Annotated in this window: 12 protein-coding genes; 6 read left to right on the top strand and 6 right to left on the bottom strand. The window is 72.9% G+C overall.

The window, feature by feature from the left end; genetic code table 11:
* Positions 1-82: 82 nt before the first annotated feature.
* The 3 genes from ACFY0F_RS38200 to ACFY0F_RS38190 are packed head-to-tail and all read left to right on the top strand — an operon-like array spanning position 83 to position 2,452.
* On the top strand, positions 83-1,249 hold the full coding sequence (locus ACFY0F_RS38200; RefSeq protein ID WP_388805489.1) for a lipid-transfer protein: 1,167 nt from the start codon (positions 83-85) through the stop codon (positions 1,247-1,249).
* A gap of 7 nt (positions 1,250-1,256) precedes the next feature.
* Positions 1,257-1,664, top strand: coding sequence for a Zn-ribbon domain-containing OB-fold protein (locus tag ACFY0F_RS38195; protein WP_388805486.1), 408 nt, complete (start codon positions 1,257-1,259; stop codon positions 1,662-1,664).
* The gene (locus tag ACFY0F_RS38190) at positions 1,661-2,452 is read left to right on the top strand and encodes an enoyl-CoA hydratase/isomerase family protein (RefSeq protein WP_388805483.1); all 792 of its coding nucleotides are present in this window, start codon (positions 1,661-1,663) and stop codon (positions 2,450-2,452) included. The genes ACFY0F_RS38195 and ACFY0F_RS38190 overlap by 4 nt, the downstream gene beginning before the upstream one ends.
* A 9-nt stretch (positions 2,453-2,461) precedes the next feature.
* On the opposite strand, the gene ACFY0F_RS38185 is transcribed toward ACFY0F_RS38190, so the two are convergent.
* From ACFY0F_RS38185 to ACFY0F_RS38175, 3 genes are all read right to left on the bottom strand, one after another.
* A complete protein-coding gene (locus ACFY0F_RS38185) occupies positions 2,462-3,052 on the bottom strand; it encodes a hypothetical protein (protein WP_388805480.1) in 591 nt (196 codons plus the stop codon).
* Positions 3,053-3,187: 135 nt separating this feature from the next.
* Entirely contained in the window at positions 3,188-5,548 is a 2,361-nt protein-coding gene (locus tag ACFY0F_RS38180; protein WP_388805477.1) for a PQQ-binding-like beta-propeller repeat protein, read from the bottom strand.
* 176 nt (positions 5,549-5,724) lie between these two features.
* Positions 5,725-6,450: a VOC family protein gene (locus ACFY0F_RS38175; RefSeq protein WP_388805473.1), complete on the bottom strand. Its 726-nt coding sequence runs from the start codon at positions 6,448-6,450 to the stop codon at positions 5,725-5,727.
* A 122-nt stretch (positions 6,451-6,572) separates the two neighbouring features.
* Here ACFY0F_RS38175 and ACFY0F_RS38170 point away from each other — a divergent pair, with 122 nt between their 5' ends.
* Positions 6,573-7,220, top strand: a complete 648-nt coding sequence (locus ACFY0F_RS38170) for a TetR family transcriptional regulator (RefSeq protein WP_388805470.1) — start codon at positions 6,573-6,575, stop codon at positions 7,218-7,220.
* 104 nt (positions 7,221-7,324) lie between these two features.
* Here the strand turns inward: ACFY0F_RS38170 and ACFY0F_RS38165 are convergent, their stop codons facing one another.
* Positions 7,325-7,777 carry an Lrp/AsnC family transcriptional regulator gene (locus ACFY0F_RS38165; protein ID WP_388805467.1) on the bottom strand — a complete coding sequence of 151 codons (453 nt, stop codon included), beginning with the start codon at positions 7,775-7,777 and terminating at the stop codon, positions 7,325-7,327.
* A gap of 82 nt (positions 7,778-7,859) precedes the next feature.
* Between ACFY0F_RS38165 and ACFY0F_RS38160 the strand changes: the two genes are divergently transcribed.
* On the top strand, positions 7,860-8,525 hold the full coding sequence (locus ACFY0F_RS38160) for a LysE family translocator (RefSeq protein WP_388805464.1): 666 nt from the start codon (positions 7,860-7,862) through the stop codon (positions 8,523-8,525).
* A gap of 15 nt (positions 8,526-8,540) precedes the next feature.
* Here ACFY0F_RS38160 and ACFY0F_RS38155 read toward each other — a convergent pair whose 3' ends face one another.
* Together ACFY0F_RS38155 and ACFY0F_RS38150 are read right to left on the bottom strand one after the other, a co-directional pair.
* Positions 8,541-9,017: a nitroreductase family deazaflavin-dependent oxidoreductase gene (locus tag ACFY0F_RS38155; RefSeq protein WP_388805461.1), complete on the bottom strand. Its 477-nt coding sequence runs from the start codon at positions 9,015-9,017 to the stop codon at positions 8,541-8,543.
* Positions 9,014-10,210, bottom strand: a complete 1,197-nt coding sequence (locus ACFY0F_RS38150) for an acyl-CoA dehydrogenase family protein (RefSeq protein ID WP_388805458.1) — start codon at positions 10,208-10,210, stop codon at positions 9,014-9,016. Before ACFY0F_RS38150 ends, ACFY0F_RS38155 begins: the two co-directional genes overlap by 4 nt.
* Before the next feature lie 114 nt (positions 10,211-10,324).
* On the opposite strand from ACFY0F_RS38150, the gene ACFY0F_RS38145 reads away from it, so the two are divergent.
* Positions 10,325-11,515 carry an acetyl-CoA acetyltransferase gene (locus ACFY0F_RS38145; protein ID WP_388805455.1) on the top strand — a complete coding sequence of 397 codons (1,191 nt, stop codon included), beginning with the start codon at positions 10,325-10,327 and terminating at the stop codon, positions 11,513-11,515.
* Positions 11,516-11,562 lie beyond the last annotated feature (47 nt).

Below are 11,562 nucleotides of genomic sequence, written 5' to 3'. Positions count from 1 at the left end.
GACCTCCCCGCACGCGTAGCTGACTGACCGTCAGATTAGCTGTAACCTGACGGGCTGTCAGCAGAGGAGAGGCAGGTGCACCGTGGCAGGACCAGCGGCAGGACCAGGGCTCAAAGACGCCACCGCCATCGTGGGGATCGGGCAGACCGCCTTCGCCAAGCGGCTCCCCGAGGACGAGAAGACCCTCGCCTGCCGTGCCGTCCTGGCCGCCCTCGACGACGCCGGGATCGATCCCGGTGAGGTGGACGCCCTGGCCTCCTACACCATGGAGGAGACCGATGAAGTGGAGCTCGCCAAGGCCGTCGGGTTCGGGGACCTCACGTTCTTCAGCAAGGTGGGGTACGGGGGCGGCGGTTCCTGTGCCACCGTCGCGCATCTCGCCGCCGCCATCGCCTCCGGCCAGGCCACCGTCGGCGTCGCCTGGCGGTCGCGGAAGCGCGGCAGCGGGCCCCGGCCCTGGACCAACACCGCCGTCCAACTCCCCACCCCCGGTCAGTGGACCCGGCCGTTCGGGCTTCTCCGGCCCGCCGACGAGATCGCCATGCTCGCGCGGCGCTACATGCACGAGTACGGCGCCACCCGGGACCACCTCTTCAACGTCGCCCTCGCCTGCCGGAACCGGGCCAACCAGAATCCGGCGGCCGTGATGTACGAGCGGCCTCTCACCCGGGAGATGTACATGACCGCCCGGTGGATCAGCGAGCCGCTCTGCCTCTTCGACAACTGCCTGGAGACGGACGGGGCCCTCGCCTGCGTGGTCGTCGGCAGGGAGCGCGCCCGGGACTGCCGCCGCACCCCCGTCTACGTCCACTCCGCCGCCCAGGGGCTGCCCGCCCAGCACCACGGCATGGTCAACTACTGGAACGACGACCCGCTCACCGGGCCCGCCTGGACCGCCGCCCGGCACCTGTGGAAGCACGCCGACTTCATGCCCGAGGACGTGGACGTCGCCCAGATATACGACGCCTTCACCGCCCTCATACCGCTCTCCCTGGAGGGGTACGGCTTCTGCGGGCGGGGGGAAGGCGGGGCGTTCACCGAGGGGGGCGCGCTGGAGATCGGCGGGCGGCTTCCCCTCAACACCGGTGGGGGTGGGCTCTCCGAGGCCTATGTGCACGGCTTCAACCTGATCAACGAGGGCGTGAAGCAGTTGCGCGGGACCAGCACCGCGCAGGTGCCGGGCGCCGCCACCTGTCTCGTCACCGCCGGTGAGGGTGTTCCGACGTCCGCTCTACTGCTGAGGAGTTGACCGCACCGTGCTGCATCCCGTCATCGACACCGACGGCGCCCCCTTCTGGCGGTACGCCGCCCGGGGGGAGTTGCGCGTCCAGGCCTGCGCCGACTGCGGTGAGCCCCGTTTCCCGCCCCGCCCCTGCTGCCCGCACTGCCAGTCCTTCGCCTGCGAGTGGCGGGTCACCTCGGGGCGCGGGCGGGTCTGGTCGTACGTCGTGCCGCATCCGCCGCTGCTGCCGGAGTACGCCGCGCAGGCGCCGTACAACGTGATCGTCGTGGAGCTGGACGACGCGCCCCGTGTGCGGCTCGTCGGGAATCTCGTCAACCGTGCGGGGGCGCCGCTCGACTCCCTTCCCCCGCACAGCATCAGAATCGGCGCCCGGGTGCAGGTCGTGTTCGCCGACGGGCTGCCCCAGTGGGTTCTGGCGTGAACGCCCCGCAGTTGAAGACCCTGCGTCTCGACGCCGACAAGGACACCGGCGTCGCCGTCGTCACCCTCGACCGGCCCGGTCGGCTCAACGCCGTCGATCTGGAGATGGCCGGCGAACTCCGGACGCTGTGGCGGGGATTGCGGTTCGACGACAGCGTGCGTGCCGTCGTGCTCACCGGGGCCGGGGAGCGCGCCTTCTGTACCGGGATCGACCGGGACGTGGTCGTGCCGCAGCCCTCGTCGCCGTACATGCAGGACGATCCGTTGCTGACGGTCGGGCCGAAGGCGAACGACCTGTGGAAGCCGGTGGTGGCCGCCGTGCGCGGGATGGCGTGCGGTGGGGCCTTCTACCTGCTGGGCGAGTGCGAGTTCATCGTCGCGGACGCGACAGCGGTCTTCTTCGACCCGCACACGACGTACGGCATGGTCAGTGCCTACGAGTCCGTGCTCATGACCCAGCGGATGCCGTACGGCGAGGTCGCGCGGATGGTGCTCATGGGCAACGCCGAGCGGATCGGGGCGCGGCGGGCCCATGAGATCGGGCTCGTCTCCGAAGTCACCGGGGAGGGTGAGGCGTTGGCGGGTGCCGTGCGGTGTGCCGAGGTCATCGCGCGGTGTCCCACCGAGGCGGTGCAGGGCACCGTGCGGGCGCTGTGGGCGGCCAAGGAGGCGGCGCGTGCGCCGGCGTTCGCGCAGGCGCCGCATCTCATCGCGCTGGGGAATCTGCCGGTGGAACGGCAGGCCGAACTGTTCGGTGGGCGGCGAGGCGGCGAGTTCGGGGTGCGGTGAACGCGGCCGTCACTCCGGGCGCGCCTCCGGGTTCACCCGGCAGTGGTCGATCCCGGTTCCGTCACCCTCGCTGAACTTGACCCGGACCTGCGCCGTGCCCTTCGCCGGGACGGTGACGTACTCGGAGCCGAAGTCGGTCTCGGCGTCGGCGTCGTCGCGGAAGGAGACGTCGACGCTGAAGGTGGCCTTGCGGCCGTTCGGGTTCTTCACCTCGACCGTGGCGTACGGACGCTTCACGGTCGCGCAGCTGATCAGCTTCGTCTCGGCGTTCTCCAACGGCTTGCCGCTCCCGCCGGAGGAGCCGGAGGTGGAGGTGGCCCGGTGGGTCGGGTGCGGCTTGTAGGAACTCCCTCCGGTGCCTCCACCCGGGACGACGGCAGGTACGGAGTCGTCGTCCGAGCCGTCGTCCGAGTCGTCGTACGATCCTCCGCCCGAGGTGGAGCTGGAGGTGTCGTGGTCCTGGCGGTCACTGCTGCACCCGCCGCCACCGCCACCGCTTCCGTGGCGGCTGTGGTGGCGGCCCGTGGAGAAGCCGGTGAGGCTGAGCGCCAGGAAGGCGAGTACGGCCGTGAACCTGAGCGTGCGCGTCCGTCCAGTCATGCGGTCAGCGTATCCAGCCGTGTGCACCGCGTGGCGGGGGTCCGGCGCCGGGGGTAGCGTCAGCCGTGGACGGCCGCCGTCCGCAGCCCCTTCCGTGCGACTACCGGCACGGCGGCCGTCCCCCGGGAAGCCAGGTCAGGCCGTCCGCGCGGTCCCCGTCCCCTTCTCCGCGTCCAGCGCGTACACGCAGCGGTCCTTGCTGCAGGCGTACACCACTCCGTCCTTGACGACCGGGGAGCCGGTGATCTCGCCGCCGGTGGCGAGTTTCCAGCGCAGGCGGCCGTCGTCGGCCTTGAGGGTGTACAGCAGGTGGTCCGTCGAGCCGAAGTGGATGCGGCCCTCCGCCACCGCCGGGGCGCCCACCACGTCGCCGCCCGCCTGGAAGCGCCACTTCGGGGTGCCGGTGACGGCGTCCAGGGTGTACAGCCCCTTGCCGCTGCCGACGTGGACGTGTCCGGCGGCGACGAGGACGGGCTCGATCGACGCGCGGGACTCGGTGGCGATGCGCCAGCGGTCGCGGCCGTCGGTGGCGTCGAGGGCGTAGACGGTGCCGAGGTAGTCGGCGAGGTAGATGCCGCCGCCGGTGACCGCGGGGCCGGGGGCGAAGGTGGGCGGGGAGAGGAAGGCGGCGGGGGCCTCGAAGTGCCAGCGCACCATGCCGGTCGCGACGTCGACGGCGAGGACGCGGGTGCCGGCGGCGACGTAGACGTGGCCGTCGGGGGCGTGGGTGAGCCGGACCGGGACGCCGCCGCAGGTGGCCGCGTCGCCGATGGGGTACGACCAGCGTTCCTCGCCGGTGCGGGCGTCCAGGGCGCGCAGCCGGGCGTCCTGCCAGACGTAGGCGGTGCCGTCGTGCAGGGCGGGGCCGGCCTCGGGGGACTCGAAGTCGGTCTGGCAGCCGGTGATCTCCCACAGTTTCTGGCCGCCCGAGGCATCCCAGGCCTGTACGCCGCCGCCGCGGGTGCCGGTGAGGACGGTGCCCCGGTCGGCCTCCAGGGAGTACACCCAGGCGTCGGTGGACAGCCGCCACAGGTCGGTGCCCTCGCGGCAGTCGAGGGCGAACAGGGTGGGGCCGTCGGAGGCGTGGATACGGCCGTCGGCGACCGCCATGGACCAGGCGACGTCCCGGGTCTTGAAGCGGCGGCGGCCGGTGGCCACGTCCAGGGCGTGCACCTCGAAGGAGGTGACGTAGACGAGGTCGCCGTCGACGGCGGGGGTGCCCCAGACGTCGTTGGACATGCGGAAGCGCCAGGGCCGCCAGCCGGACGCCGTCTCCGGGGGCGCGGGCGGGGGCGCCGGTACGGCGGGGTCGGCGCCGTTGACGCCGGGGCGCGGGCGGGACCAGCTCGCGACCAGGCCGGCCTCGGGCGGGGGTGCCTTGACGGCGGCGGCGCGGGTGTCGGCGACGCGCGGGCCGGGGCCGATGGGCACCTTGGCGCCGGCCAGGCGGACGGGGCCGGTGTCGGGGGCGCCGAGGGGAGCCGGGGCGGCCACCGGTGCGGGGGCGGGTGCCGGGACCGCGGGGTCGTAGGACGGCGGCGGGGGCAGCGCGGGCCGGCCGCCGTTGCCGGGGCCGGTCGGGGACGGCTTGGCCGCGGGCCGGCCGCCGCGCCGGGACTCGATGAGGGCGACGGCCTTCTCCGGCAGCCAGGCGGAGGCGGTGCCGCTGTCGTCGGAGCCGGAGCCGAAGAGGTGGGGGGCGAGCTGGGCCTGGAGGTCGGCGGGGTTGGGGCGGGCCGTGGCCTCCATCTGCATGCAGGATTCGATGAGCGGGCGCAGCTCGTCCGGGAGGCCTTCGAGGTCGGGGCCTTCGCGCAGCAGCATGAAGACGGTCTCGACGGGGTTGGCGCCGTGGAAGGGCGGGTGTCCGGTGGCGGCGAAGACGAGCATGGAGCCGAGCGAGAAGACGTCGCTGGCGCCGGTGACGCTGCGGGAGTCCTTCGCCTGCTCGGGGGACATGTAGGCGGGTGTGCCGACGGCCACGTTCGTCATCGTCAAACGCGTGTTCGAGACGCCGGACGCGATACCGAAGTCGATCACCCGGGGGCCGTCCTCGACCACGAGGACGTTCGAGGGCTTGAGGTCACGGTGGACCAGCCCGGCGCCGTGGATCGACTGCAGCGCCTCCGCGACGCCCGCCGCGAGCCAGCGCACCGCCTGGGCCGGGAGCGGCCCGCAGTCGTTCACTATCTCCTCGAGGGAGGGCGCGGGGACGTAGGCGGTGGCCAGCCACGGCACGGCGGCGCGCGGGTCGGCGTCGACGACCGCGGCCGTGTAGAAGCCGGAGACCGCCCGGGCCGCCTCCACCTCACGGGTGAAGCGGACGCGGAACAGCTGGTCCTCGGCGAGTTCCGTACGGACCGTCTTGATCGCCACGCGACGCCCGGACGCCGAGCGCGCGAGATAGACCAGCCCCATGCCGCCGGCACCCAGCCGGCCGAGCACCTCGAACGGCCCGATCCGCCGCGGATCGTGCTGCGTCAGCTGATCCACCACTTGCCTGCCACCTCCCCGTACGAGCCGCGTCATCCACATGTGTACGCGACCGAAGTGCAGCGTCTCACCACCGCACCGCCATGGCGGCACGCACCCCGATTCTTCCTGGCCGGGGACCATGTTGCGAACCCGGCGACCAATCGGGATGTCTCCTGATAAAGAGGGCGAAACCCCTGCTATCGGCGGTGGAGCAGCGCGAAGGACGCCCCCTGATTGTCGGTGACGACGGCCACGGTTCCGTACGAAGCCGCGAAAGGCCCGGCCTGCACCCGCCCGCCGAGCCGCTGCACCGCCCCCAGGGCGTCCTGGAGGTCGTCCACCCGGAAGTGGACGAGGAAGTGCGGGGGCATCTCGGCCGGGAAGACGTCGGAGACCGGGGCGCGGCCGAAGTCGGGCTCGGCGTCGGTGCCGAAGAGGGCGTCGTGGAAGAGGCCGCCGTAGAAGTCGTTGGCCCGCTCGGTGTCGCGGGTGTAGAGCTCGGCCCAGATGAACGTGCCGGGCGCGTGACGGCGGACGAACCCGGGGTGGCGCCCCGGCTGCCACAGGCCGAAGACGGCACCCCCGGGGTCCGCGGCCAGCGCGGCCGTGCCCAGGTCACCGAGGCGCAGGGGTGCCATGATGACCTGCCCGCCGGCCACGGCGATCCGCCGGCAGAGGGCCTCGGCGTCCGGGGTGGCGAAGTACACGGTCCAGACGGTGGGCATCCGGCCGTCGGTCTTCGGCGCGAGGGCGGCGACGGGCTCGCCCTCCAGCCGCGCCCACACGGAGGTGCCGTACGCCTCCTCGAAGGCCCACCCGAAGAGCTCCCCGTAGAACCGCTCCCCGGCCGCCACGTCGGGGAGCTGCGCGTCCACCCAGCACGGGACGCCCTCTCCGTACACCGATGCCCTGTTTTCGGCCATGCCGCCAAAGTAGCCCTGCCGCGCGCACCGCGCAGACCAGGCACACCACCCTTCTCACGCCCTTGCACCCCATTTGCAGTCGGCCGAATAGCGCTGGGATCCCCCCTCGGTAAGCTGACGTCATGACAGGACAAGTGCGTACCGTCGACGGCCGCGTGGCCGGCCGGCGTGGGCAGGCGACCCGGCAGAAGCTGCTCGACTGCCTCAGCGAGATGCTCAGCTCCTCCCCGTACCGGGACGTCAAGGTCATCGATGTCGCCCGGAAGGCGGGCACTTCGCCCGCGACCTTCTACCAGTACTTCCCGGACGTCGAGGGCGCCGTCCTGGAGATCGCCGAGCAAATGGCCGCGGAGGGCGCCGGGTTGACCGAGCTGCTCGCCGGGCGGTCCTGGGCCGGCAAGTCGGGCTGGCAGACCGCACAGGAACTCGTGGACGGCTTCCTCGAGTTCTGGCGCAAGCACGACGCCATCCTGCGCGTCGTGGACCTCGGCGCCGCCGAAGGGGACAAACGGTTCTACAAGATCCGTATGAAGATCCTGAACTCGGTGAACAACTCCCTGGCGGAGTCCATCGCCGAACTCCAGGCCAAGGGCAGGGTCGACAAGGAGGTGAACCCGGCGGCGATCGCGGGCTCGCTGGTCGCGATGCTCGCGGCGGTGGCCGGGCACCAGAAGGGCTTCTCGTCGTGGGGCGTGAAGCAGGCCGAACTGAAGCCGAACCTGGCGCTGTTGGTGCACCTGGGCGTGACGGGCAGGAAGCCGACGAGATAGACCGCCCGGCGGTCCCCTCTTTCCCCGGCCTCAAGTCCTGTCTGCCAGGCGGTGGTCCACGCGAGTGGACCACCGCCTGTCGCGCTTCGTGCCCGGGCAAACGCTTACGCCGGCAACGGCCGGTCCTTCACCACGTGCTTCATCACCAGCGTGGACGTCAGTCGCTGCACGCCCGGCAGGGTGGCGAGCCGCTCGTCGTAGAGCCGCTGGAAGGCGGCGAGGTCCGCGGTGGCCACCCGCAGGAGGTAGTCCGGGTCGCCGAAGAGACGCTGGGCGTCCAGGACGTACTCCACCTCGCTCACCGCCCGTTCGAACTCGACGACGGTGTCCCGGTCCTCCTGCCGCATGGACACGAAGACCAGCGCCTCGAAGGTCAGCCCGACGGCCGCCGGATCCACCACCGCCCGGTAGCCCCGGATGGCACCGGTCCGCTCCAGGTCGCGCAACCGCCGGTGGCACGGCGACACGCTCAGCCGCACCCGTGCGGCCAGCTCGGTCACGGTCAGCCGCCCGTCCTGCTGGAGCTCGGCAAGAATCTTCTGGTCGATCTCGTCCATGAGGACGATATTTGCTCAGATTCGGTGATCATGGGCAAACTTCGGGAACACATTCGGGCCATTCGCGCCTAATGTCCCCACCATGGACTCCGCAAGCCTTCTCTCCTTCCTCGCCGTCGACCTGCTGCTGGTGTGCGTACCGGGTGCCGACTGGGCCTATGTGATCGCGGCCGGACTGCGCGGTCGCCGGGTGACGGGCGCGGTGGCGGGCCTGGTCGCCGGGTACGCGCTGCACACGGCGCTGGCGACGGCGGGGCTGGCGGTGCTCGTGGCGGGCTCGCCGCGGCTGCTCACCGCGCTGACGGTGGCGGGGGCCGGTTACCTGCTGTGGCTGGGCTGGGGTGTGCTGCGCACCCCGGGCGTGCCGGAGGCGGCCGACACCCAGGACTCCGAGGGCTCCCAGGACTCCCAGGGCTCCCAGGGCTCCGAGGGCTCCGGGAACTCCCGGGTCTTCCTGCGCGGCGCCGCGATCAGCGGCCTCAACCCCAAGGGCCTGCTGCTCTACCTCTCCGTGCTCCCGCAGTTCCTCACCCTCCGCGGCGCCCACCTGCCCGTGCCCGTCCAGACGGCCGTGCTGGGCGTGCTCCACATGGCGTGCTGCGCGGCCGTGTACCTGACCGTGGGCGTCCTCGCGCACGCCGTTCTCGCCGCCCGTCCCACCGCCGCCCGGGCGGTCACCCGCACCTCGGGGGCGGCGATGCTCGGAATCGGCGCGTTCCTGCTGGTGGAGCGGCTGACCATGCTCTAGGGGGTGTCTTGCGGATCAGCCGTCCTTCCTGCTCAGCCGGAACACCCGGATCTCCCGCTCCACCCGTGCCTGGTACGTCGCGTACGGCGGCCAGAACTCCAGCAGCGCCTGCCAGGCCGCCGCCCGTTCCTCCCCCGCGAGCAGCCGGGCCGTGACGGGTATGTCCTCGCCCTTCCAACTGATCGAGGCCTCGGGGTGGGCGAGGAGGTTGGCGGTCCAGGCCGGATGGGCGGTGCGCCCGAAGTTGGAGCCGACGAGCAGCCAGCCGTCCTCCCCGGGCATGCAGGCGAGCGGGGTGCGGCGGGGCCGGCCACTGCGGGCGCCGGTCGAGGTGAGGACGACCCCGGGCAGCAACTGGGCGCTGAGCAGCACTCTTCCCCGGGTGAGCCGGTGCACGGCCCGGTCGAGGGCCGGTATCAGGTGCGGGGCGGCCTTGGCGAAGCCCCGGGTGGACGACACCTTCTGCACCAGGCGTACTCCCATGGCCGTCATCGGACCGCCACCTCCTCGCGCTCGAAAATCCGGGCCGCCTCGGCCGCCCGCGCCCGCAGCCGGTGCACCGGCCCGAACATCAGTTCGTCGCCGGCGGCCCGCTTGAAGTACAGGTGCGCCTCGTGCTCCCAGGTGAAACCGATCCCGCCGTGGAGCTGGATCGCCTCGCCCGCCGCGCACCGCAGCGCCTGCAGGGCCTGCGCCAGCGCCAGCCCGCCGGCCTGTTCCCCGCGTTCCCCGTGCGCGGCCGCCCAGGCGGCGTAGTAGGCGGCCGAGCGGGCGGCCTGCACCTCCACGTACACGTCCGCGAGGCGGTGTTTGACCGCCTGGAAGGAGCCGATCGCCCGGCCGAACTGCTCGCGCTGCCCGACGTACTCCACGGTCCGCTCCAGCGCCCGGTCGGCGGCCCCGACGGCCTCGGCGGCGAGTACCGCGGCGGCGGAGTCCCCCCGGGCGGCGAGGGCGGTGAGCACGTCGGCGTCCTCATCCCCCAGCAACGCGGCCCGCACGTCCCGCAGTTGGACGCGCCCCTGCGGCCGGGTGGCGTCGAGCGAGGTCTGCCGGGTCCGTACGACCCCGGCCGCGTCCCCCTCCACCAGGAACAGCAGGGTCCGGGGCCGTGCGTAGCCCCCGGCGTGCGCGGCGACGAGCAGCAGCCGGGCGCTGTGCCCGTCCAGCACCTGGTCGGCCTGCCCGTACAGCCGCCACCCGGTCCCGTCCCGGCGGGCCTGCACGCCGCCCGCCCGGCCGCCGCCCGCCCACGCGCCGCCGTTGCCGCCGGTCAGGGCGAGGGCGGTGGCGAGGGCGGTGCCGGGGACGGCGAGGGCGGCGGTGAGCGCACCGGAGGCGAGGCGGGGCAGCAGGTCGGCACGCTGGGCGTCGGTGCCGAGGGCGAGGACCAGCGGGGCGGCGAGTACGGAGGTGGCGAGCAGCGGGGAGGGGGCGAGCGCCCGCCCCGCCTCCTCGCAGGCGAGGGCGAGGTCGGTGACGGGGCAGCCGACGCCGCCGTACGCCTCGGGGAGGGCCAGGCCCGGCAGGCCGAGCTGGTCGGCGAGGGCGCTCCACAGCGCGGGGTCGTGTCCGGCCGGGCCGTCGAGGGCGGCCCTCAGTTCCTCCGCGCCGCAGCGTTTGTGCAGCAACTCGCGCAGGGTGCGGCGGATTTCGTCCTGCTCGGCGGTGAGGCGCGTGTCCATGGCTGGTCCCTCCCGACCTGATCTGACGGGGCGTCATGTTAGGGCGGCGGGATGGCGATGCCCAGAGGTACGCGGTCTGCCGTGCGCCACTTCATCTGATGTACCGTCAGATTCATGACCCGAGAGAGCTCGAGGGCCCGGGGAGGCCGGAGGGTCGCCGTGGTGGGCGTAGCCCTCTCCGACTGCGGCCGCGTGGACGACGCCACGGCGTACACCCTGCACGCCCAGGCGGCCCGCCGTGCGCTCGCGGACGCGGGACTGGACCGCGCGCACGTGGACGGCTTCGCCTCGGCGGGGCTCGGCACGCTGGCCCCGGTGGAGGTGGCGGAGTATCTGGGTCTGCGCCCCACCTGGGTGGACTCCACCTCCGTCGGCGGCTCCACCTGGGAGGTGATGGCGGCGCACGCGGCGGACGCGATAGCGGCCGGCCACGCGAACGCCGTCCTGCTGGTGTACGGCTCGACGGCCCGCGCGGACATCAGGGCGGGCCGGCGGACCGGCGACCTCTCCTTCGGCGCCCGCGGCCCCCTGCAGTTCGAGGTGCCCTACGGTCACACACTGATCGCCAAGTACGCGATGGCGGCCCGCCGCCACATGATCGAACACGGTACGACGATCGAGCAGTTGGCCGAGGTCGCCGTGCAGGCCAGGGCCAACGCCACGCTGAACCCGGAGGCGATGTTCCGTACGCCGATCACGGTCGACGACGTCCTGTCCGGCCCGGTGATCGCCGACCCCTTCACCAAGCTGCACTGCTGTCTGCGCTCCGACGGCGGCGCGGCGGTGCTGCTGGCGGCCGAGGAGTACGTGCGGGACTGCCGCTCGGCCCCGGTGTGGATCCTCGGCACCGGCGAGCACGTCTCGCACGCCACCATGTCCGAGTGGCCCGACTTCACCGTGTCTCCCGCGGCGGTCAGCGGCCGGCTGGCCTTCGAGCGGGCCGGCGTCCGCCCCGAGGAGATCGACTTCGCGGAGATCTACGACGCCTTCACCTACATGACGCTGGTGACCCTGGAGGACCTCGGCTTCTGCGCGAAGGGCGAGGGCGGGGCGTTCGTGGAGAAGGGGCGGCTGCTGGTGCGTGGCGGGGAGCTTCCGGTGAACACCGACGGGGGCGGCCTTTCGGCCCAGCACCCGGGCATGCGCGGGCTGTTCCTGCTGGTGGAGGCGGTCCGGCAGTTGCGCGGGGAGGGCGGGGAACGGCAGGTGCGGCGCCCGGACGGCGGGTTGCCGCGGCTGGCGGTGGCCTCGGGGACCGGGGGGTGGTTCTGCTCTTCCGGGACGGTGATCCTGGGACGGGAGTGAAGGAGGGCACACTGGGCCTCACTGCGGCATGACGCGGCATGACCGGG

Origin of the sequence: Streptomyces sp. NPDC001544 (genome assembly GCF_042894285.1) — a bacterium.
GTDB lineage: Bacteria > Actinomycetota > Actinomycetes > Streptomycetales > Streptomycetaceae > Streptomyces.
The sequence above is the reverse complement of the archived record's forward strand: the minus strand, read 5'-3'. Positions and strand labels throughout refer to the sequence as shown.

Excerpts from the sequence above, each read along its gene's own strand:
- ACFY0F_RS38185 (WP_388805480.1), bottom strand. The coding sequence starts at position 3,052 with ATGACTGGACGGACGCGCACGCTCAGGTTCACGGCCGTACTCGCCTTC.
- ACFY0F_RS38175 (WP_388805473.1), bottom strand. The coding sequence starts at position 6,450 with ATGGCCGAAAACAGGGCATCGGTGTACGGAGAGGGCGTCCCGTGCTGG.
- ACFY0F_RS38170 (WP_388805470.1), top strand. The coding sequence starts at position 6,573 with ATGACAGGACAAGTGCGTACCGTCGACGGCCGCGTGGCCGGCCGGCGT.
- ACFY0F_RS38165 (WP_388805467.1), bottom strand. The coding sequence starts at position 7,777 with ATGGACGAGATCGACCAGAAGATTCTTGCCGAGCTCCAGCAGGACGGG.
- ACFY0F_RS38160 (WP_388805464.1), top strand. The coding sequence starts at position 7,860 with ATGGACTCCGCAAGCCTTCTCTCCTTCCTCGCCGTCGACCTGCTGCTG.
- ACFY0F_RS38155 (WP_388805461.1), bottom strand. The coding sequence starts at position 9,017 with ATGACGGCCATGGGAGTACGCCTGGTGCAGAAGGTGTCGTCCACCCGG.
- ACFY0F_RS38150 (WP_388805458.1), bottom strand. The coding sequence starts at position 10,210 with ATGGACACGCGCCTCACCGCCGAGCAGGACGAAATCCGCCGCACCCTG.
- ACFY0F_RS38145 (WP_388805455.1), top strand. The coding sequence starts at position 10,325 with ATGACCCGAGAGAGCTCGAGGGCCCGGGGAGGCCGGAGGGTCGCCGTG.